Source organism: Pseudoxanthomonas mexicana (assembly GCF_010093385.1).
GTDB classification, from domain to species: domain Bacteria; phylum Pseudomonadota; class Gammaproteobacteria; order Xanthomonadales; family Xanthomonadaceae; genus Pseudoxanthomonas_A; species Pseudoxanthomonas_A mexicana.
Genome location: NZ_PDWV01000001.1, coordinates 117,082 through 138,840 on the forward strand (window position 1 = coordinate 117,082; position 21,759 = coordinate 138,840).

Here is a 21,759-nt window from a genome sequence, read left to right on the forward strand (position 1 = left end):
CTGAAGGAGCCTCTTTCCCATGGACAATCCGTCTCCCTTCCGCTCGCGCCTGCGCACCGGCCCTGCCGGTCCGTTGACCGGGGTCAAGGTGCTGGACCTGAGCGCCTACATCGCCGGGCCCTACGGCTGCACGCTGCTGGCCGACCAGGGCGCCGACGTCATCAAGGTCGAACCGCCCGATGGCGACAACCTGCGCCAGTACCCGTCCACGCTGGAGCGTGAGAGCCGGGCGTTCCTGGGCGTGAACCGCAGCAAGCAGGGTATCGCGCTGGATCTCAAGCAGCCGGCCGATCATGCGGCGCTGCTGCGCCTGGTGCGCGAGGCAGACGTGCTGGTGCACAACTTCCGTCCCAGCGTGCCGAAGCGGCTGGGCATCGACTTCGACCGCCTGTCGATGATCAATCCCCGCCTGATCTACTGCGCGGTGACCGGCTACGGCGAAACCGGACCGATGAAGGACAAGGCCGGCTACGACCAGGTGCTGCAGGCCATGACCGGCATGTGCACACTGCAGGGCAAGCGTGGCGGCGCGCCGGAAATCATCTACGGCTCGGTGGTGGACTACTACGCCGCCGCGTTACTGGCCGCAGGCGTGTCCTCGGCGCTGTACGAACGCGAGCGCAGCGGGTGCGGGCAGTTCGTGGGCATCTCGCTGCTGCGCAGCGCGCTGACCATGCAGTCGGCGCGGATGATCTGGGCCGAGGGCGAGGCGCTCGACATCGGCCGCGACATGCGTTCCGGTGGCGTCACCGGCATCCATCCGGCGCGCGAGGGTTACCTGTACCTGTCCGCCAACACGCCGCGCTTCTGGAAGGCGCTGTGCCGGCTGACCGGCCTGGATGCGCTGGCCGACGATCCGCGCTACGACAGCGTGCGCAAGCGTGCCGAGCGTGCGGCCGAAATCGTGCCCCAACTGCCCGCCGCGCTGCAGGCCCGCACGGCCATGGAGTGGGAAACCCACTTCGGCGATGAGGTGCCCTGCGCGGCCGCGCGACGCGTCGAGGACATGTTCGAGCATCCGCAGGTGCTGGCCGAGGACATGGTGGCGGAGATCGCGCATCCCGTGGTCGGCAGCTACCGCGGCGTCACCCGGCCGATCGCCTTCGGGCGCACACCCGGGCCGGTGCCGTTCGCGGCGCCCACGTTCGATCAGGATGCCGAGCACGTGCTCGGCACGCCGTCACCGCAGGCGCGCACGGCCGGCTGACGCGGGGCGCGCGGCGGCTTTACGCCGAATTTACGGCGGTGCGCGGGAAGCGCATGGCGGCTTTACGCGGTGCAGGACCAGACTTTCGCGGTCGGCGGAACGTCTTCCGCCTGGATCGCACGCATGTCTTTCATTTCCTCGGCTTCACGCAGGCGCGTGCCTGCATTCGTCGTTTCTTCCCTCGCCGCCGGTCTGCTGGTGGCCGCCGCCTCGTCCGCCACGGCGGCCACCTTCACCGGTTCCGGCGCCATCAGCACCGACTACGTGTGGCGTGGTACCACGCAGACGCAGGGCGATCCCGCGGTGCAGGCGGGCTTCAAGGCCGCGGCCGACAACGGTCTGTACGGCGCGATCTGGGGCTCGAACGTCGAGTTCGCCCCGGAAACGAAGGCCAGCAGTGAGATCGACGTCACCGTCGGCTGGGGCGGGACGCTGTCCGAGGACTGGGCGCTCGACGTCAACCTCACCCACTACCGGTATCCGTCCACGACGGTCGACCTCAACTGGACCGAGGCCATCGGCACGCTGACCTGGAAGCAAAACTACTGGGCACAGCTGGGCTACTCCACCGAAGCGCTCGCCACCGACGAAGCGGGTGCCTACGCGCAGCTGGGCGCCAGGCTGCCGCTGAGCGGCCAGGTCCGCCTGGAAGCCGCCGCCGGTTACTACTGGCTGGACGACGCCTACGACGACAGCTACGCACATGCACAGCTGGGCGCCGTGTGGGCGTTCAAGGCGCCGTTCGAGCTGCGCGTTACTGCGCACGCCACCGACAGCAGCGCGAAGACGCTGTTCCCGGCCCTGGCCGGCTCGCGCGTGGAAGCGGCGCTGCAAGCGTCGTTCTGACGGCGGCCGTGTTCGCGTCCTTCCTCTACCTGTTCCTGGGGCTGGCGAGCCTGCTCGCCGGCGCCGGTCTTCTGTTCCTGCTCATCACCCGGCGTACACGCACGCCGATGGACGACTCCCATGACTGAATTCCTCCTTGTCTTCGCGCTCGCGATCGCGCTGGGCTGGCCGTTGGGCCGCTACCTGGCCGCGGTGATGCGCGGTGCCCCGATGCGAGGCGACCGGCTGTTCGGCCTGATCGAACGCCCCCTGTACGCGCTGCTCGGCGTCGATCCTTCGCGCGGCATGGGCTGGAAGGGCTACGCCAAGGCCTTCCTGCTCAGCAACCTGGTGCTGGGCGTCATCGTATGGGGCGTCCTGATGACCCAGGCCTGGCTCCCGCTCAATCCCAACGACATCTCCAACATGCGCTGGGACCTGGCGCTGCACACGATGGTGTCGTTCCTCACCAACACCAACCAGCAGCACTACTCCGGGCAGGCGCAGCTGTCGTACCTGGCGCACGCCAGTGCGATCGTCGGCCTTCAGGTGGTCACGCCGATGATGGGCCTGGCGCTGGTGGCGGCGACGCTGCGTGGGCTGTTCGGTGGGCGCGAAAACGCCACTCCCGTGCGCGACGGCGCGGAGGCCGATGTCGGCAACTACTGGGCCGACGTGATCCGTCCTGCAGTGCGCTTCCTGCTGCCGCTGTGCCTGGTCTGGTCGCTGGCTCTGACCAGCCAGGGCGGGCCGGCCACGCTGCAGGGAGGTCCGGTGGCGACGCCGGTCGATGCTTCGGCGCAGATGGCGGAACAGAAGATCCCGCTGGGGCCGGTCGCGCCGATGGTGGCCATCAAGCAGCTGGGCACCAACGGCGGCGGCTGGTATGGCCCGAACAGCGCTGTACCGCTGGAGAACCCCACGCCATTCTCCAACCTGCTGGAAACGCTGGCCCTGATCCTGATCCCCGTCAGCATCGCCTTCATGGTGGGCAGCTTCACCGGGCGCAGGAAATTCACCGCGCTGGTGTTCGGCACCATGCTGACGATGTCGCTGGTCTCCGCCGGCACGGCCGTGTGGTCCGAAAGCCTGTCCGGCACGTCCAGCGACATCGCACTGATGGAGGGCAAGGAAGTGCGCTTCGGTGCCGCGCCGTCCGCGCTGTGGGCGGCCTTCACGACGCAGACGTCGAACGGCTCGGTCAACGCGATGCACGACTCGCTGGCGCCGCTGACCGGCCTGGTGACCATCAGCAACATGCTGGTGAACGCGATCTGGGGCGGCATCGGCTGCGGCCTGCAGCAGTTCCTGGTCTATCTGCTGCTCAGCGTGTTCCTCGCCGGCCTGAGGACCGGCCGCACGCCGGAACTGTTCGGCCGCAAGATCGAGGCGCATGAGGTGAAGCTGCTCGCCGCCCTGGTGCTGCTGCAGCCGCTGGCGCTGCTGGCCTTCACCGCCATCACGCTGGCGGTGCCGTCGATCACCGGCAACTCGAACCCCGGCTTCCACGGCATCAGCCAAGTGTTCTACGAGTACGTCTCGGCGTTCGCCAACAACGGTTCCGGCTTCGAAGGCCTGGGCGACGCGACGTACTGGTGGAACCTCAGCGCCTCGCTGATGCTGGCGCTGGGGCGTTACCCTGCACTGATCATCCCGCTGGCCATCGCCGGTTCGCTGGCGCGCAAGCGCGCCACCCCCGAAGGCCCCGGCACCCTCAAGTTGGAAACCCCGACCTTCGCGCTCACCCTGATCGCCGTGGTCGTCATCCTGACCCTGCTGCAGTTCATGCCCGTGCTGGTCCTCGGCCCCGTCGCCGACCACCTGGCCCTGAGCGCGCTCTGAGAACACCGACATGACCCATTCCACATCTTCCGCACGCCACGCCGGCCGGGCGCCGGCCCTGCTCGACAGCGCGGGCTTCCGCGCCGCCGTGATCGGCTCCTTCACCAAGCTGGCCCCGCAGCACGCCTTCCAGAACCCGGTCATGGCCGTGGTCTGGCTGGGCACGCTGCTGACCGCCGGCCTCACCCTGGCCGGCACCACCACACCGGGCATCGGCGGGTCGGTGACCGCGCTGCTGTTCGTCACCGTGCTGTTCGCCAACTTCGCCGAAGCCGTCGCCGAAGCGCGCGGCCGCGGCCAGGCGGCGTCGCTGCGCCGCGCCCGCAAGGACCTCGTCGCGCGTCGCATCGACACGCCGCTGGGCGGCCCCGAACGCCGACTGCCGGCCGCCGAACTGAAGCCGGGCGACTACGTCATCGTCTCCGCGGGCGAGCAGATCCCGGCCGACGGCGAAATCGTCAAGGGCCTGGCCACGATCAACGAATCCGCCGTCACCGGCGAATCCGCCCCCGTCCTGCGCGAAGCCGGCACCGACCGCAGTGGCGTGATCGGCGGCACCAAAGTGCTGTCCGACGAGATCGTGGTGAAGATCACCGCCGAGCCCGGGCACAGTTTCCTGGACCGGATGATCTCGCTGGTCGAAGGCGCCAACCGGCAGAAGACGCCGAACGAGATCGCGCTGGGCCTGCTGCTGCTGACGATGACGCTGACGTTCCTGATCGTCGTCATCACGCTGCCCTTCATCGCCGGCTTCGTCGGCGCCAAGCTCGATCCGCTGCTGCTGGTCGCGCTGCTGGTCTGCCTGATCCCCACCACCATCGGTGGCCTGCTGCCCGCCATCGGCATCGCCGGCATGAACCGTGCGCTGGCCGCCAACGTGCTGGCCAAGTCGGGCAAGGCGGTCGAAGTCGCGGGCGACGTCGATGTACTGCTGCTCGACAAGACCGGCACCATCACCCACGGCGACCGCCAGGCCACGCTGTTCCATCCGCTGGCCGGCATCGACCGCGAGCAGCTGCGCGACGCGGCCATGCTGTCCTCGCTGGCCGACCCCACGCCGGAAGGCAAGTCGATCGTGAAGCTGGCGCGCGAGCAGGGGGCAGTGCTGGTCGAGCCCGCGCAGGCGCAGTTCATCGCGTTCACCGCGCAGACCCGCATGTCCGGCGTGGACCTGGCGGGTGACGGCCCCGGCCGCGCACGTGTCATCCGCAAGGGCGCAGCCGACGCCATCCTCAAGCACGTGCAGGCCCATGGTGGCGCTGCCCCGGCCGAACTCGCCGCACGTGTCGAGCAGGTCGCCCGCAACGGCGCCACGCCGCTTGTCGTCAGCGACGGCAACCACGTGCTCGGCGTGGTCGAACTGTCCGACGTGGTCAAGCACGGCATCAAGGAGAAGTTCGCCCACATGCGTGCGATGGGCATCCGCACGGTGATGATCACCGGCGACAACCCGTTGACCGCCGCCGCGATCGCCGCCGAAGCCGGCGTGGACGACTACATCGCCGAGGCCCGCCCGGAAGACAAGCTGGCGCGCATCCGCCAGGAACAGGCCGGCGGCCGCCTGGTCGCCATGGTCGGCGACGGCACCAACGACGCGCCCGCGCTGGCGCAGGCCGACGTGGGTCTGGCGATGAACTCCGGCACGCAGGCGGCGAAGGAGGCCGGCAACATGGTCGACCTCGATTCCGACCCGGCCAAGCTGCTGGAAGTCGTCGAAGTCGGCAAGCAGCAGCTGATCACGCGCGGCGCGCTGACCACGTTCTCGCTGGCGAACGACGTGTCGAAGTACTTCGCCATTCTGCCGGCATTGTTCGCCGCGGCGATCCCGTCGATGGCTGCGTTGAACGTCATGCAGCTGTCCAGCCCGACCAATGCCGTGCTGGCGGCGCTGATCTTCAACGCCCTCATCATCCCGCTGCTGATCCCGCTGGCGCTGCGCGGCGTGCGCTTCCGTCCGGCCGGCGCCACCGCGCTGCTGCGCCGGAACATGCTGGTCTACGGCGTGGGCGGCGTGCTGCTGCCGTTTGCTGCGATCAAGCTCATCGACCTGTTGCTGGCCGCCGTCATCGGCGCCTGAGGACTTCCCATGACGACTTCTTCCCCTTCTTCCACCGCCGCCGCGCCGGTCTGGCGCCCGGCTCTCGCGCTGGCGGGCGTGTCGCTGCTCGGGTTCGGTCTGCTGTACTCGCTGACCGGCGTCGGCCTGGGTTCGGTGCTGTTCCCACACCAGGCCGGCGGCAGCCTGATCGAACGCGACGGCAAGGTCGTCGGCTCCTCGCTGGTCGCCCAGCCGTTCGCCGACGACCGCTATTTCCAGTCTCGCCCGTCCGCAGCCCGCTACGATGTGATGGCGCTGGCCGGCAGCAACCAGGCCCGTACCAACCCCGACCTGCGCAGCCGCATCGATGAAGTCCGGGCGGCGGTCGCCGCGCGCGAGGGCGTGACGCCCGATGCCGTGCCCAGTGACCTGGTGACCCAGTCCGGCGGGGGCATCGATCCGCACCTCTCCCCAGCCGCCGTGCGGATCCAGATTGCCCGCGTCGCTCGCGTCCGCGGGTTGCCGGTGAGCGAGATCGAGCGCCTGGTCGCCGAGCACACCACGGCGCCTCAGTTCGGCCTGCTCGGCGCACCGCGCGTCAACGTGCTGGAACTCAACCTGGCCCTGGATGGGGCCGGAAAACCGGAGTAATGCACCATGGACCACGACCGATGTCCCAAGGGCCTGGCCGGCTATAAACGACGCCTCGGCGCCTGGCGCCGCGAGGTGGCGTTCCGCACCATCCTCTTGATGGTCGCCATCGGCTACGCCGTGGTGGTCGTGGCGCTGGCTCACCATGTGCCACTGCGCTGACCGCACGCCGGACGCGGCGCGCGGTGGACGCATGACGACAACAGGCAGAATAGGCCCATGACCGACGCCCGCGAACGCCAGGCCGATGCCCTGATCGACCACCTGCAGCGAGAGCAGGGCGGGCGGCTGACGATCTTCCTCGGCGCGGCGCCGGGCGTGGGCAAGACCTACACCATGCTCTCGCGTGCCCGCGAACTACGCCGCCAGGGCCGCGACGTGGTGGTGGGCATCGTGGAAACGCACGGCCGGGGCGAGACCGCCGCCCTGACCGAGGGGCTGGAGATCCTGCCGCGCAGGCGCATCGCCTACCAGGGCCGCTGGCTGGAGGAAATGGACCTGGATGCGCTGCTCGCCCGGCGCCCGCAGATCGCGCTGGTGGACGAGCTGGCCCACCGCAATGCACCCGGCAGTCGTCACGAGCGGCGCTGGCAGGACGTGATCGAACTGCTGGACGCCGGCATCGACGTCCACACCACCATCAACATCCAGCACCTGGAGAGCCTCAACGACATCGTCCACCGCATCACCGGCGTGCGCGTCAGCGAGACCGTGCCGGATGCCGTGTTCGACCGCCTGCGGGACATCGTGCTGGTGGACCTGCCGCCGCGTGAGCTGATCGAGCGGCTGCACCAGGGCAAGGTCTACCTGCCGGAACAGGCATCGCAGGCGCTGCAGGCGTTCTTCTCGCCGTCGAACCTGATCGCATTGCGCGAACTGGCCATGCAGACCGCGGCCGACCGCGTCGACGCCGACCTGCGCGAGGACCAGGCGGCGCGCGGCCTGCCGGGCATGCCGCTGCGCCGGCGCGTGCTGGTGGCGATCGACGGTCTGGGCCAGTCCGAATACCTGGTGCGCGCGGCACGCCGCATTGCCGAGCGTCGCGACGCACCGTGGAGCGTGGTGACCGTACAAGTGTCCGATACGGTGGACGAGGTACGCCAGCGCGAAATCGACCAGGCGTTCGCGCTCGCGCGCCGGCTGGGCGCGGAAACCGACGTGCTGCGCGGCACGCGCATCGCCGACGCGCTGCTGGACCACGCCACCCAGAACGGCGCCTCCACCCTGGTGCTGGGGCGCACGCGCGAGCGGCCCGTGGCGCGCATGTTCAACCGCACCCTGACCCAGCAACCGCTGCAGCGGGGCGCGCACTACGAACTGGTCATCATCAGCACGCCGGAGGCCCGGGCCCGCGCGCGCCGTGGAGGCCCGCGTCCCTGGGACCTGCTGGGCCGGCACGATCTGGCCTTCGCCTTGATGGCGTCGATGCTGGCGGTCGGCGTGGCGGCGGTCGCGGAGCGCTGGGTCGGCCTGGACGATCTGTCGATGGTGTTCATCGTCGCGGTGGTGCTGGTGGCGGCACGCACACGGATGACCGCCGCGGTGGTGGCCGCGCTGTTGAGCTTCCTGGCGTACAACTTCTTCTTCATCGAGCCGCGCTTCACCTTCAACATTGGCGCGCGGCAGGGCGTGACCACGGTGTTCCTGTTCCTGGGGGCCGCGCTGGTCGCCGGGCGCCTGGCCTCGCGCCTGCGCATGCAGGTGGTGGCATTGCGTGCGGCCAACGCGCAGGCCACCGCGCTACAGGCGCTGGCCCGCGACCTGGCCGGTGCAGCGGATCTGGGGCAGGTGTTGGCAGCGGGTCGCAAGGCGCTGACGCGCGCGTTGTCGGCCGAGGCGTGGCTGCGGGTGCAGGGGCGGGAGGAACCGGACGGCGTCGCGGTGGGCGAGATCGATCGCGCCGCCGCCGACTGGGCGCAGCAGCACGGCCAGCCTACCGGGCGCCATACCGACACGCTGGCCGGGGCGGGGCGCTGGTTCCTGCCGCTGCGCGGTGATCGTGGCAGCCTGGGCGTGCTGGGCCTGCGCTTCGACGACGATGTGCGCCTGCTGCCGGAACAGCGCCGGCTGGCCGAGTCGATGGCCGAGGACATCGCGCAGGCAGTCGTGCGCACGCGCCTGGTGGCCGAACTGGAAGACGCGCGCGTCGGTGGCGAGACCGAACGCCTGCGTTCGGCGCTGCTGTCGTCGGTCTCGCACGACCTGCGTTCGCCATTGGCCTCGATGATCGGCTCGGCCAGCAGCCTGGCCAGTTATTGGGACGCGATGGGCGGAGACGACCGGCGCGCCCTGCTGGAGACCATCCAGCAGGAAGGCGAGCGGCTGGACCGCTACATCCAGAACCTGCTCGACATGACGCGACTCGGCCACAGCGGCCTCACCCTCAACCGCGACTGGATCGGCGTGGACGAACTGCTCGGTTCAGCGGTGCAGCGCCTGCAGCGCTACCAGCCGGGCGTACAGGTGCAGACCACGGTGGCGCCGGACCTGCCGGCGATCTGGGTGCATCCGGCGCTGATCGAGCAGGCGGTGTTCAACGTGCTGGAAAACGCCGCCAAGTTTTCGCCGCCGGATGAACCGGTGCGGATCGATGCGAAGCTCATCGACGGCGTGCTGCGCGTCGACGTGAGCGACCGTGGGCCCGGCATTCCGGAAGACGAACGCGCGCGCATCTTCGACATGTTCTACAGCGTGGAGCGCGGCGACCGCGGTCGGCAGGGTACCGGCCTGGGGCTCGCGATCTGCCAGGGCATGGTGGGCGCACACGGCGGCAGCGTGCAGGCGTTGCCGGGGCCCGATGGTCGCGGCACGGTGATCCGGATTACCCTGCCGCTGCTCACCCCCGCCTAGGAACCGGCTTGACGTACACCGCGCCACCGCCCGCATCCGCACCGCCGCCCCGCATCCTGGTGATCGACGACGAGCCGCAGATCCGGCGCTTCCTCGACATCAGCCTGCGTGCGCAGGGTTACGTGGTGGCGCTGGCGGAAAGCGGGCGCGCCGGCCTGGCCGAGCTGGCGGCGCACGGCGCCGACCTGGTCGTTCTCGACATCGGCCTGCCGGACCTCGACGGCCACGAGGTGCTTGGCGAGTTGCGCCAGTGGTCGCAGGTGCCGGTCATCATGCTGACGGTGCGCGACGGCGAGGCGGAGAAGGTCGCTGCACTCGATGGCGGTGCCAACGACTACGTCACCAAGCCCTTCGGCGTGCAGGAACTGATGGCGCGCATCCGCAGCCTGCTGCGCGCGCGCATCGCCCCGGCGGATACGGCGATGCCGCTGTTCGACGACGGCCACTTGCACGTGGACCTCGGCCGTCGCGAAGTGACGCTGGACGGCGAGCCGGTGGTGCTGAGCCGCAAGGAGTTCGCCCTGCTCGCCCTGCTGCTGCAGCACGCCGGCCGCGTGGTCACCCAACCGCAACTGCTGCGCGAACTCTGGGGTCCGGACCATCAGGACGACACGCATTACCTCCGCATCCTGGTGGGCAAGTTGCGGCAGAAGATCGGCGACGATGCGACGGCGCCGCGGTACATCGCCACGGAGCCGGGAGTGGGGTTGAAGTTTGTTGTGCGGGAGTGAGGCGAGAAACCGCCAAGGTGCAACGGCTCCATGACGTCCCCCCGTATTCCCCATGACGCCCTTCGCCTGTCCGTCATCGCGATGATGAACTGGACGACCATCTAATGAAATAGATCCGAAATCAATACGTTGGATAGGCATGTGGGCGTCATGTTGCAAATGTGCAACCTCGTCCTGTGAGCCTATGAGTTGACCCGCTTCTGATGTCGGAACACTATGGGCTGGCCCGTACGGCGCGAGGACAAGGATGATGCTCGACAGATCGAGTAGATTTTCCGCAGCGATGTCGCTGCTCTTGGCAATGGGGCAGGGGTGCGCCCAACCTCCGTCACCGGAGGCGGTGGTTACGCAAAAGGTAACGAGGCCCGATGCTTCGGCGACCGCCCCGGATTCGAGCCGTGCCGGACTTGCCGATAGGTTACCTGCCGAGTCAACCGGCGCCTCAGCCTTTGCGGCCACGGGGGCAGGCGAGTCTTCGGTGAAGGACTGCGATGAGCTGCCCCTTGAAGACAAGGAATCGTGTTACGCCAGCTACGATAAAGCCGCGCTGGCCGAGTGCGAGCAGCTACGTCTCTATCGCTGCGCACCCTATGCCCGCATGCACTTGGCAGAGGTGGAACTCAAGCAGATTGGAGAAGCCCTGCTGCAGAGTGTGCGTGAAGCTTACACATCCTTTGAGGACAACCAGCCGGGCTACGTGAAGGACGTAGAGCGCGCCTATGCTGCCGCCGACAGCGCGTGGCGTACATACCGGGATGCGCACTGCACGCTTGAGCCAGTCGTTCAAGGCATGTCTCGTCAGGAAGCTCCCGGACTCACCGAGGTGTGCCGTGCAATCATGACGGAGGCACGGGTCAAGGAACTCAAGGAGCAGGAGTCCACACTGTTCGCGGAGGGAGCCAGCGATGACGAACGGAAATGATGAGCGGCGAGTCTACGATCCTCTTGATCGTACAACTTTCGATGCTATCGCTTACAACGCTGTCGGGCGAGCATCCGAGATCAATACTTTCCCCGCGCTCAGCCTGACACACAGCAGTGGCAATTCAGGCTGGAGTGTAGGCATTGTACAGTGGGACTTTGGCCAGCCTGGGCGGGGCGAGAAGGTACATGAGCTGATGTCCGGCTACCAGGAATGGGCCAGTCCGCAAGAGCGATTCTCACCTGCAGAGGCGAATGACCTTACCCGACGACTACAAACCCGCGGCCAGGTGGGCAACGCGTTGACCGGCGAGGAACAGTCGCGTCTGAATCAGTACCTGCGCTCCGATCCTGGTCGCGAGTTGGTGAGTTCGCTCAACCGGGAGCAGATCGACAAGAAGTGGCAAAACGTCGGCGAACCGCTTTCCCGAATCGAATGGCTGCAGGATCTGCGTCGGACCGACCCTGGGCAGGCGACAGAAATTGTCGCCCAGGCAATGAAGCTCTACAACCAGAACGAGTTGCGCGGTGAGCGTCTGATTACTCACCTGGAGAACAACGAGCTGACCGCAGCGGAGACACACGACTGGATCGGATCGCAAGGGATCAGTGGATTGAATCCCAGCGCACGTCAGGCGATCGTGACAGGGCGCGACAACGCGCTTGCGGGTGCTCAACTGATGAGCGCCTTGGAACTCGGCGACGGGCGGCTCGCTGAGGCATGGAGGCGCGAGGTTCACGAAAGTGGCAATCCGTCGCTTTACGAGGGATTTGTCAACAACCCTGATGTGCAAGTGCTCGATGCCATGATGCGAAGTCCAGCTGCGGGGCGCGCGATCTTCGACTACGTAGACAACGGCCTACCGGCGAGGGATGCCAGGATTCGTGCGGCCCGACCCAACGCTGCGCTGGAAATGTCCCGTGTCGAGCTCAGTCGCGCGGGCGATCTGATCGTTACTAGCCCTAGCGCGGATATCTTTGAGATGACCCGCGACGGCTGGAACCGGAACGGCGTCCCGATGCAAGTCCAGCGTAGTCGGGAGGTGGATATGCCCGATCATACGGACGGCGTGCGTTTGCGACTGCCGCTACCGGGTAACGAACGTCATCCTGATCAGGTGCAGGTGCAAGATCAACCCAAGTCTTTACTCGATCGTCTATACGAAGCGGCAGTCAACAAGGATGACAAGACGATGGATGCCGCGTTGGTGGAATATGCTCGAAGCCCCACTGGGCAGCAATTCCAGCGCGAAATCGCGGGTGAGGAAAAATTGTGGCTGGCCGAGGTCCGCCAAGCTGAGTTGCAAGTGCAGCTTGCCGAGCAGCAGCGGATCCAGCAGATGGGACGCAGTGGTCCTGTGATGTCGATGTAACCAAGGGCGAAGGCAATGGATCAGGAAGAAGGGAAGCTGGCCAAGCTTGGGTTCGTGATCAAGCACTACGCGGATCGCACCGAGGCAGCGGCAGCCAGGATGGAGCAAGGCGCTGAATCACTGGAGCGCGGTGCCAACGCTATGCTTTCCCAAGGACAGGGCTTGGTCAGCGCAGTGGTCAATGGCGTCAAAGGGCAGGTTGCCAATGAAATAATGCGGTCTGTGGATTGCTCCATTTCACCGGTTCATGAAATGCTCGGTTCTGACGCGAAATCGATCGCGCGAATTGTCCAGGAGCTGCAAGCCGAGCGCGAAGCGATCAAAGCCGAGCGACACAAATGGACGATAATGGGAATGGGCGGCTTGGTGACGTGTGCGGTACTGGCGTTTACCGGCATCGCTGCTTGGGGGATGTACTGGAAGAACAAGGCGGCAGGAGCCAGAGCCGAGCTAACCTGGGTTGAGGCCGTGAACCACGCGGATTTCGTGCCCTGCGGCGACAAGCTTGTTTGCGCAAATGTAGACATGCAGGCCAAACCCGTCCAAGGGAAATACCGGCCAGTCAAGCTGAGGGAGTAGCTTTGTAGAAGGCGTGGCCCAGCCAACTTTTGGTAAACATCAGGACACCACAACCCGTGGCAATGACGGAGGTGTTTACGGGCAACAGCAAGCGGTACGGATGAGTTCCACGCCGAAGTGTTAAGCAGGTGATCGAGCGTGGCTTCAAGGTGATGGACGTCGCTCCCGGATCGGGATTCCCAAGCGCACGATGTAGGGGCGGGTACAAGCCGCCAGGAAGATGGCACCGGCAGCCGGTGCCGCAGTGGCGCCGACCTACTCAGCCGAGGTTCGCCGGCTCAAGGCCGAGCTCCAGCGATCTGGTGCTGCAGACGCTGGTTGGCGGTGCAAGCCGGGTCCAGGCGTGCGGTGCATTCGGATCAGGGCTGCCAGTTCACCAGCAGCGACTGGCAGTCGTTCCTGAAAGCGCCGGATGATGCCGAGCATCAGCCGACGCGGGGAGCTGCCACGACAATGCCGTGGCCGAGACCTTCTTCGGCGCCCCGAAGAAGAAGCGGATCAAGCGGCGGATCTACCCGACATGCGCCATAGCGAACTCGGACGGGTTCGACGGAATCGAGATGTTCTACAACCCGATCCGCCGGTATGGTTCCGCTGGCGGGTTGTCACCGGTAGAGTTTCAAAGGCACTACGCGCAGAGCGGCAACTGAGTGTCTACGGAAATCTGGCCGGTCCGTCTGCTGATGAACGTGGATGGGGGCGGAGTAACCTAATGATCCGTCCTCGCGACCGCGGCTGACGATGGGACCCGTGCGGGCGATGCTACATGGGCTCCCACGTAGCAAACAGCGTAGCAAGCCGAACCCGAAAACTCCCGAAATTGATCGATCATGAGTGCACTTGAGCAACAGGAAAAGCGGGATAACTCATTGGATTTGCGAGAAAGAGCGCGCTATGAGGCGTCCTTGCGTCTTTCGGTTGCTCCGATGATGGACTGGACGGACACGCATTGCCGCGTGTTCCACCGGCTTCTGGCGCCGAACGCGCGCCTGTATACCGAGATGGTGCACGCGCAGGCGGTGATCCATGGCGACCGTGATCGGCTGCTGGGCTTCGATACCGTGGAGCACCCCGTCGCCGTGCAGCTGGGAGGCAGCGAGCCGGCACACCTGGCGCAGGCGGCGCGTATCGCCCAGGACTGGGGCTACGACGAGGTGAACCTCAACGTCGGCTGCCCGTCGGACCGCGTGCAGGCCGGGCGTTTCGGTGCCTGCCTGATGAAGGAGCCCGCGCTGGTGGCCGAGTGTGTGGCGGCGATGATCGATGCCGTCGACATCCCTGTCACCGTGAAGTGCCGCCTGGGCGTGGACGAGCAGGAGGACTACGACCTCTTCCGCGCCTTCATCGATACCGTGGCGGCCACCGGCTGCAACGTGTTCTTCGTGCACGCGCGCAAGGCCTGGTTGCAGGGCCTGTCACCGAAGGAGAACCGCGAGATCCCGCCGCTGCGCTACGACTGGGCCTACCGGCTCAAGCGCGAACGACCGGAACTGACGGTGGCGATCAACGGCGGCATCACCACGACCGCGCAGGTGCACGAGCACCTCCAGCACAGCGATGGCGTGATGATCGGCCGCGCGGCGTACCACGAGCCCTACGTGCTGCACGAGATGCAGGCTTCGCTGTTCGGTGGCGAGCCCGCGCCGCGCGCGGACCTGCTGCGCGCATGGCGCCCCTACGTCGAAGCCCAACTCGCGAAGGGTGTGGCACTGAAGCACCTGACCCGTCACGTGCTGGGCCTGTTCCATGCACAACCGGGCGGTCGCGCGTTCCGGCAGGTCCTCAGCGAAGGCGCACACAAGCCCGGTGCGGACTGGTCGCTGGTGGAGCAGGCACTGGCGGCGACCCAACGCGAACTGCGGCCGGCGGCCTGAGCGATGATCACGCGCGACATCGACGCTTTCATCGCCGTTGCGTGCACGTTGAAGCCGGACTTCGGCGCCGCGACGGCGCGGGCGGCGTTCCTGGTGTCGCCGGACGGCTTCGTCCGGGCGGAGCAGTCGGCGCAGGACAACCGCTACATGGCCGACCCGGGGGCGTTCGACGCGGACGCCGCGTTGCGCGAGCACCATGCGCTGCACCGCGCGCTGTCGCAGGAACTGCCCGTGGTCTGCTTCCCGGGCAGCGAGGCCACGCCGGACGCGGTGTTCCCCAACAACGTCTTCGCCACGACCCAGGTCGATGGCGAGCCGCGGCTGATCGTCGGCCGCATGCGCCATCCTGTACGCCAGCGGGAAGCGGAACGGCCGGACATCCGGGGTTACTTCCGCGACCTGCTGGGCTATGCGGAGACCGACCTGTCCGGCCAGACACACCCCTGCGAGCTGACCGGCGCGCTGGTCATCGACCGCGCGCGCGGTATCGGCTTCTGCGGCCTGTCCGAGCGCTGCGACGAAGCCGGCGCGGCGCTGATGCATGCGGCGTTCGGGCTGCGGGTCACGCTGATGTTCGACCTGGCGCCCGGGGAGTACCACACCAACGTGCTGCTCGCCGTGCTGGCCGGCCGGGCGGCCCTGGTGTGTCCGCACGCGCTGCAGGGCGATGTCTCCCGCGCCCTGCATGCGCTGTACGGGCCGCATGTCGTGACGCTGTCGCGGGCCGAGCAGGCGGCCTTCGCCGGCAATGCGATCGCCCTGACGGACCGGTCTGTCTGGATGAGCCGGCAGGCTCACCACCGCCTCGCGGAAGCGTCCCGCCGCCAGTTGGAAGAGGGCGCGGGTTTCTCGGTCCGCAGCGTACCGCTGGAGGCCATCGAGGCCGGCGGCGGGTCGCTAAGGTGTTGTGTGGCCGAGATTTTCTGACCATTCAGCTGCCTGAATGGGGCCCTCCGGGCTGTGGATAAATTCAGAACGGATTCACCGCCGGGGGCCAAGACTCTGCCTCCATATCCACAGAGGCGGTTTCGGGCTTCGTTCAGTTTCGCGATCCCAGTTCCGTTACGATTCCGTTATGCGCTTTCGTACTCCCCTTCTCGCCGCTGTCGCCCTGGCCGCCCTCGTTTCCGTCGCGGGAGCCGCGGGTGCGTGGGCGCAGGATGAGCAGGGTGGCCCGCCCTCGCGCGAGCGGGCGTTCCCGCGGGCCGAAGAGCGCGCGCATCGTTCGTCGATGTCCGACTCGGTGCGGCGCGTACGCAACGAAACCGGCGGGCAGGTGCTGAGCGTCGAGCGCATGCAGTACGACGGTCGCGAGATCACCCGGGTGAAGTACGTGGACGACCGCGGACGGGTACGTGTCATGGACGATGCCGGCCCCGCCCGACGCGGTGCCGATGCGCCGGCGCGTCCGCGTCGTGACATGACCCCGCCTCCACGCGGCGATAACCCCCCGCGCCCGTAGTCTTACGTAGAATCACGGCTCACACGAGCACGTCCCGCGCGGCCTGGCGCCGCGCCGCATTCCAAGGAGAGTCCATGCGTATCCTGCTGGTCGAAGATGAAGCCCCCCTGCGTGAAACCCTTGCCGCGCGCCTGAAGCGCGAAGGCTTCGCGGTGGACGCGGCCCAGGACGGCGAGGAAGGTCTGTACATGGGTCGCGAAGTGCCGTTCGACGTGGGCATCATCGACCTCGGCCTGCCGAAGATGTCGGGCATGGAGCTGATCAAGGCCCTGCGCGACGAGGGCAAGAAATTCCCGGTGCTGATCCTGACCGCGCGCAGCAGCTGGCAGGACAAGGTCGAGGGCCTGAAGCAGGGCGCCGACGACTATCTGGTCAAGCCGTTCCATGTCGAGGAACTGCTGGCCCGCGTCAACGCGCTGCTGCGTCGCGCCGCCGGCTGGAGCAAGCCCACGCTGGAATGCGGTCCGGTCGCCCTCGACCTGGCGGCGCAGACCGTCAGCGTCAACGGCAGCAACGTGGACCTGACCAGCTACGAGTACAAGGTGCTCGAATACCTGATGATGCACGCGGGCGAACTGGTCTCGAAAGCCGACCTGACCGAGCACATCTACCAGCAGGATTTCGACCGCGATTCCAACGTGCTGGAAGTCTTCATCGGCCGCCTGCGCAAGAAGCTGGACCCGGACGGCGAACTGAAGCCGATCGAGACCGTGCGCGGCCGCGGCTACCGCTTCGCCATCCCGCGCAGCGGCGAAGGCTGATGCATCGCGCCGGCATCGCCTGCACTTGACGCCCGCGCCCCCCTCCGGCGCCGCAGCTTCCGCCCCCGTCGGCCGTGATCGGTTCGACGGGTGGCGGCCGCGTTCGTTGCGTGCGCGCCAGTTGCTGGCGGCCAGGCTGGCGCTGCTGGCGTTCCCCGCCCTGGCCGGTTACGCGCTGGACCGCGCCTTTGTCGACACCGCCGAAGACAACCTGCGCCAGCGCCTGAAGAGTTACGCGCTGTACTACACCGACAAGGTGGAATTCGGCCGCAACGGCACGCTCATCCCGCCGTACAACACGCCCGATCCGCGTTGCGACATGCCCGACAGCGGCATGTACGCGCAGGTGGTGCTGCAGGGCGTGCCGCCGTGGGGATCCAATTCCACGCTCGGCCCCGAGCTGCCGGTGCCGCAGCTGCTGGGAGCGCTGGAGGAGTCGTTCGAGGGGCCGTTGCCGATCCGCCGCGCCGACGGCAGCGAGAGCCAGGCCTACCGGTACGGCGTGGGATACGCCTGGCCTGCGACCCACCAGCACGCCGAGATCCCCTACAGCATCTATATCCTGGAGGACGCGCAGGCGCTGAGTGCACAGATCCGCGTGTTCCGCGGCTCGCTGTGGGTCTATCTGGGCGGCGCGGGCGTCATCCTGCTGCTGCTGCAGATGCTGGTGCTGCGCTGGAGCCTGCGTCCGCTGCGGCGCGTGATCTTCGAACTCAGCCGCGTGCAGCGCGGCGAACTGTCCGGGATGACCGAAAGCCATCCGCGCGAGCTGGAGCCGCTGACCGACAGCATCAACGCCTTCATCGAGAGCGAACGCGAGAACCTGGAGCGCCAGCGCAACACCCTGGCCGATCTGGCGCACAGCCTGAAGACACCCATCGCGGTGCTGCGCACGCAACTGGACAACACCGCCGATCCGGATGCGTTGCGGCAGGAGCTGGACGTGCAGCTCAAGCGGATGAACAACCTGGTGTCGTACCAGCTGGCGCGTGCGGCTTCCAGCGGGCACAAACTGTTCTCCGCGGCGGTCGAGATCGAGCCCCACGCCGAAGAGATCGTGCGCGGCCTGGAGAAGGTCTACGCGTCAAAGGGTGTGATCTGCGAGTTCGAGATCGACCCGCGCGCACGCTTCCACGGCGAGACCGGCGACCTGCAGGAACTGATGGGCAACCTGCTGGAGAACGCCTTCAAGTGGGCGCGCTCGCGGGTGCTGCTGACGGTGGAGGTGGGTGCTACCGCACCGCAACGGCGTGCGGGCCTGTTCCTGGCGGTGGACGACGACGGTCCCGGCATCGCCGAGGACGATGTGGCCAAAGTGCTGCAGCGCGGCGTCCGCGGCGACGAGCGCGTGCAGGGGCACGGCATCGGCCTGTCGATCGTGCAGGACCTGATCCGCGACTACCGCGGCGAGCTGCAGGTGAAGCGTTCGGAGGAACTGGGTGGCGCCCGCTTCGAGGTGCGCCTGCCGCCGGGTCTGTAGGGGTGCCGCGGAGCGTCTGCGCCGCGTCCGCGATCAGGCGGCGAACGGCGACGGTCCGTAGAACCTGCGCAGGTGTCCGGCTACCGCCGGCATCGATCCGGCCAGCACGTCCGGGGCGGAGAAGTGGTACTCGGTGACGACCGCGAAGAACTCCTCGGGCGCTTCGGCGGCATACGGATCGATCGCGGTCTCGCGCCCCAGGTCTACCTGCATGCAGAAGTCATCGTAAGCGCGCTGGAAGTCGCGTGCCCATCGGCCGTGCCAGGCGTCGGGTAGCGGCGGCGTGCCGTCGAGTTCGCCGTCCAGTACATCCAGCTTGTGCGCCATCTCGTGCACGGCCACGCAGAAGCCCGCATCGGGCTCGGCCAGGTCGGCCTGCACGTCGGCCCAGGACAGGATCAGTGGCCCCTGGTCCCAGGCTTCGCCTGCCAGGTCGTCTTCCCATTCGTGCAGCACACCGGCCGCATCGGTGTGCGTGCGCCGTACGCGGAAGGCGTCCGGATAGACGATCAGCTGCGACCAGCCGCGCAGTCCCGCTTCGCCGAACTCCAGCAGCGGCAGGCAGCACAGCGCCGCCAGTTGCAGGCGTTGACTGTCGTCCAGTTCCAGCCCGGCCAGCGGCGTGATCGTCTTCTGGTGCAGGAAGCGTGCGGCCAGCCCGCGGAGGCGATCCGCGCGGGCGTCGTCGAGGGCCGATACCCAGGGCGTTCCGGCGCGCATGGCGCGCCAGAGGGTTTCGTCAACGGACGGGGCGGGGCGCCGCAGGCGGCGCAGCAGGCCGATCACCGGGTGTTGCCGTCCGCGTCAGCGGAACATGCCCGGCAGGAAGCTGTGCCACTTCGAACCACGACTGCGCGGCAGCGGCGTCTCGTCGTCGTCGCCACCTCCGCGCGGGGACGGGGACAGCACGGCGGCAGGGGCGGCGTACTTGCTGCGGACCGCCGTGGCACGCGCCCGACGCGCATCCGGCGCGGCCGGTATGGTGTCGGCTGCGCGCTCAGGGACCGCGCGGTCGCTCAGATCCTGGCAACTGGTGGACGCGTCATTGGCGATGCCGCGGCCGTTCTGGGCGAGCACGGCCGCCGAGGCACCGAGAAGCATCAGGGCAAGGCTGGCGCGAAGCATCGGAGGGACTCCTGTCGGTCGGGTACAGCGGCCAGGGAACACCGCCGACTATAGCCTGAATGGCATCCGCCGGCACCCATCCGACCGTGCCGTGCGACGAAACGCGGGCCTGCGGCGACGGATCGAGGAAAAGCCGGCATCGGCTGCTGCGACGCAGCAGCTGGGTCGGACCGCTTGCGGCAGACTGCGCGCATGCCCGAACCCCAGAACCGCCCACTGACCGCACCCGCCCTGCGCCTGGCGCTGATCGCCGGCGCCAGGCGGGTCATCGCCGCGCGCGACGGACTGAACCGCATCAACGTGTTCCCCGTGGCCGACGGCGACACCGGCAACAACCTTGCATCGACCCTGGGCAGCGTGCTGAACGGGGCGCTCAGCCAACCCAGCCAGCACGCCGGCGACCTGCTGAGCCGCGTCGGCAACGATGCCATCGACGGTGCGCGCGGCAACTCCGGCGCGATCCTGGCGCAGTTCCTGTATGGGGTGGCCGAGCGCGTGCGGACCCTGCCGGAGCTGGACAGCCGCTCGCTCGCCGCGGCCGTCCGCCAGGGCGCGCAAAGCGCCCGCCAGGCCTTGGCGCAGCCGGTGGAAGGCACCATCCTCAGCGTCATCTCGGCGTTCGCCGACGAACTGGAGGCCGCCGCGGGCGAAGTCGATGCCCCGGCCGATACGCCCAGCGGCTTCGCACGTGCGCTGGACCGTGCGCGCCGCGCGCTGGCCGACACCCCACGGCAGATGGCGCTGCTGCAGAAGGCGGGCGTGGTGGACGCGGGCGCGCAGGGATTCGTCGACCTGCTCGAAGGCATCGCCGAGTTCGTCGAGGGCGGGCCCCGCGCCGTGCGCATGCGCGGCAGCGCGCCACCGGCCGCGAACGATGCCACCGATCCGCTCGGTCATGACCACGACATCGATCCGGCGCGTCGCTGGTGCACCGAATGCCTGCTGCTGGGCGAAGGACTGGACCGGGAACGTCTTCGTACCGCATTGGAAGCGGTGGGCGCGGACTCCATCGTGATCGCAGGCGGCGCGTCGCGGTTGCGCGTGCATGCGCATACGGGATCGCCGCAGGCATTGTTCGACGCCTGCGCGGCGCAGGGCCAGGTCGAAGGCATGAAGGCCGACGACATGGTCCGCCAGCAGACCACCGCCGGATTGGCCCAGTCGCTGGTGATCGTCACCGACAGCGCGGCCGACCTGCCGGAGGACATCGCCGAGCGCTACGCCATCGGCGTGGTACCGGCGCGCGTGGATCTGGATGGACGCGACTACCTGGACAAGGTGGGCCTGTCCACGGCCGAGTTCTACCGGCGCATGGCAGCCTCGCGCCAGCTGCCCCGCACCAGCCAGCCGCCGCCGGGGGATTTCCGTCGGCAGTTCGAGCTGTCGCTCGCGCACCATGCGCGCGTGCTGTACGTGGGCCTGTCGCGCGCGCTGTCCGGCACCCTGCAGTCGGGCGAGCACGCCGCGGCACGCGACCCCGGAGCGCGCGTGCGCGTGTTCGACACCGTCAATGCCGCGTGTGGGCAGGCGCTGCTGGTCTGGCGCGCGGCGGAACTCGCCGCACAGGGGCAGGGCGAGAGCGAGGTGGTGGCGGAACTGGAGCGCCTCCGCCCGCTCACGCGGATGTGGGCGATCGCGCCGGACATCTCGCACGCGGTGCGTGGCGGACGCATTCCGCGCTGGGCCGCGCCGATCGCACGCCTGACGGCGTTGACCCCCATGGCGAAGATGAGCGCGGACGGCCGGATGGTCGTGGCGGGCCTGCTGCTCACGCGTGCGAACGCGCCGGAAGCGTTCGCACGGCGGGTCGCACGGGCGTTGCCGGGCGGCCGGCGCTGGCGTCTGATCGTAGGTCACTGCGACGCGCGGCCGTATGCGGAGCGCCTGCTGGCCGCGTTGCGCACGCGTCTGGATATTTGCGAGGACCGGTTGGTGGAAACCGGCGCTGCCATCGGCGCGCATGCGGGACCGGGTGCGCTGATCGTGGCCGTGCAGCCGGCCCCCGATGGCTGAGCGCGCTCGCACCTGGCCCATAATGGC

At 68.0% G+C, this 21,759-nt stretch carries 19 protein-coding genes and 1 pseudogene; 18 read left to right on the plus strand and 2 right to left on the minus strand.

The window, feature by feature from the left end:
* Positions 1 to 19: 19 nt before the first annotated feature.
* From CSC76_RS00500 to CSC76_RS00580, 17 genes and pseudogenes are all read left to right on the plus strand, one after another.
* On the plus strand, positions 20 to 1,207 hold the full coding sequence (locus CSC76_RS00500; protein WP_162108102.1) for a CaiB/BaiF CoA transferase family protein: 1,188 nt from the start codon (positions 20 to 22) through the stop codon (positions 1,205 to 1,207).
* 123 nt (positions 1,208 to 1,330) lie between these two features.
* Positions 1,331 to 2,053: a TorF family putative porin gene (locus CSC76_RS00505; protein ID WP_162108103.1), complete on the plus strand. Its 723-nt coding sequence runs from the start codon at positions 1,331 to 1,333 to the stop codon at positions 2,051 to 2,053.
* Between the two features lie 120 nt (positions 2,054 to 2,173).
* Entirely contained in the window at positions 2,174 to 3,874 is a 1,701-nt protein-coding gene (gene kdpA, locus CSC76_RS00510) for a potassium-transporting ATPase subunit KdpA (RefSeq protein WP_162108104.1), read from the plus strand.
* Between the two features lie 10 nt (positions 3,875 to 3,884).
* Entirely contained in the window at positions 3,885 to 5,951 is a 2,067-nt protein-coding gene (gene kdpB, locus CSC76_RS00515; protein ID WP_162108105.1) for a potassium-transporting ATPase subunit KdpB, read from the plus strand.
* A gap of 9 nt (positions 5,952 to 5,960) precedes the next feature.
* Positions 5,961 to 6,563: a potassium-transporting ATPase subunit KdpC gene (gene kdpC, locus CSC76_RS00520; RefSeq protein WP_162108106.1), complete on the plus strand. Its 603-nt coding sequence runs from the start codon at positions 5,961 to 5,963 to the stop codon at positions 6,561 to 6,563.
* A 6-nt stretch (positions 6,564 to 6,569) separates the two neighbouring features.
* Entirely contained in the window at positions 6,570 to 6,725 is a 156-nt protein-coding gene (locus tag CSC76_RS00525) for a hypothetical protein (RefSeq protein WP_162108107.1), read from the plus strand.
* A gap of 57 nt (positions 6,726 to 6,782) precedes the next feature.
* Complete coding sequence (locus CSC76_RS00530; RefSeq protein WP_162108108.1) at positions 6,783 to 9,413, plus strand: sensor histidine kinase; 2,631 nt, start codon at positions 6,783 to 6,785, stop codon at positions 9,411 to 9,413.
* An 8-nt stretch (positions 9,414 to 9,421) separates the two neighbouring features.
* Positions 9,422 to 10,144 (plus strand): response regulator, encoded by a 723-nt coding sequence (locus CSC76_RS00535; RefSeq protein ID WP_162108109.1) that lies wholly within the window; start codon positions 9,422 to 9,424, stop codon positions 10,142 to 10,144.
* Between the two features lie 250 nt (positions 10,145 to 10,394).
* On the plus strand, positions 10,395 to 11,066 hold the full coding sequence (locus CSC76_RS00540) for a lysozyme inhibitor LprI family protein (protein WP_162108110.1): 672 nt from the start codon (positions 10,395 to 10,397) through the stop codon (positions 11,064 to 11,066).
* A complete protein-coding gene (locus CSC76_RS00545) occupies positions 11,050 to 12,438 on the plus strand; it encodes a hypothetical protein (protein ID WP_162108111.1) in 1,389 nt (462 codons plus the stop codon). The genes CSC76_RS00540 and CSC76_RS00545 overlap by 17 nt, the downstream gene beginning before the upstream one ends.
* Positions 12,439 to 12,453: 15 nt before the next feature.
* Positions 12,454 to 13,017, plus strand: coding sequence for a hypothetical protein (locus tag CSC76_RS00550; RefSeq protein ID WP_162108112.1), 564 nt, complete (start codon positions 12,454 to 12,456; stop codon positions 13,015 to 13,017).
* 319 nt (positions 13,018 to 13,336) lie between these two features.
* Positions 13,337 to 13,667 (plus strand): annotated as a pseudogene (locus CSC76_RS00555) (IS3 family transposase); the annotation flags it as partial.
* 180 nt (positions 13,668 to 13,847) lie between these two features.
* Positions 13,848 to 14,891: a tRNA dihydrouridine(20/20a) synthase DusA gene (gene dusA, locus CSC76_RS00560; protein ID WP_162108113.1), complete on the plus strand. Its 1,044-nt coding sequence runs from the start codon at positions 13,848 to 13,850 to the stop codon at positions 14,889 to 14,891.
* 3 nt (positions 14,892 to 14,894) lie between these two features.
* Positions 14,895 to 15,818, plus strand: coding sequence for an arginine deiminase-related protein (locus CSC76_RS00565; RefSeq protein WP_162108114.1), 924 nt, complete (start codon positions 14,895 to 14,897; stop codon positions 15,816 to 15,818).
* A 148-nt stretch (positions 15,819 to 15,966) separates the two neighbouring features.
* Positions 15,967 to 16,353 (plus strand): hypothetical protein, encoded by a 387-nt coding sequence (locus tag CSC76_RS00570; protein WP_162108115.1) that lies wholly within the window; start codon positions 15,967 to 15,969, stop codon positions 16,351 to 16,353.
* A 74-nt stretch (positions 16,354 to 16,427) separates the two neighbouring features.
* On the plus strand, positions 16,428 to 17,114 hold the full coding sequence (locus CSC76_RS00575) for a response regulator transcription factor (RefSeq protein WP_055937106.1): 687 nt from the start codon (positions 16,428 to 16,430) through the stop codon (positions 17,112 to 17,114).
* A gap of 106 nt (positions 17,115 to 17,220) precedes the next feature.
* The gene (locus CSC76_RS00580; RefSeq protein ID WP_238394826.1) at positions 17,221 to 18,594 is read left to right on the plus strand and encodes an ATP-binding protein; all 1,374 of its coding nucleotides are present in this window, start codon (positions 17,221 to 17,223) and stop codon (positions 18,592 to 18,594) included.
* A 33-nt stretch (positions 18,595 to 18,627) separates the two neighbouring features.
* Here CSC76_RS00580 and CSC76_RS00585 read toward each other — a convergent pair whose 3' ends face one another.
* Positions 18,628 to 19,380 (minus strand): M90 family metallopeptidase, encoded by a 753-nt coding sequence (locus CSC76_RS00585; RefSeq protein ID WP_379605043.1) that lies wholly within the window; start codon positions 19,378 to 19,380, stop codon positions 18,628 to 18,630.
* An 18-nt stretch (positions 19,381 to 19,398) separates the two neighbouring features.
* Positions 19,399 to 19,719 (minus strand): hypothetical protein, encoded by a 321-nt coding sequence (locus tag CSC76_RS00590; protein ID WP_162108016.1) that lies wholly within the window; start codon positions 19,717 to 19,719, stop codon positions 19,399 to 19,401.
* Positions 19,720 to 19,911: 192 nt separating this feature from the next.
* On the opposite strand from CSC76_RS00590, the gene CSC76_RS00595 reads away from it, so the two are divergent.
* A complete protein-coding gene (locus CSC76_RS00595) occupies positions 19,912 to 21,732 on the plus strand; it encodes a DegV family protein (protein WP_162108116.1) in 1,821 nt (606 codons plus the stop codon).
* Positions 21,733 to 21,759: the final 27 nt, after the last annotated feature.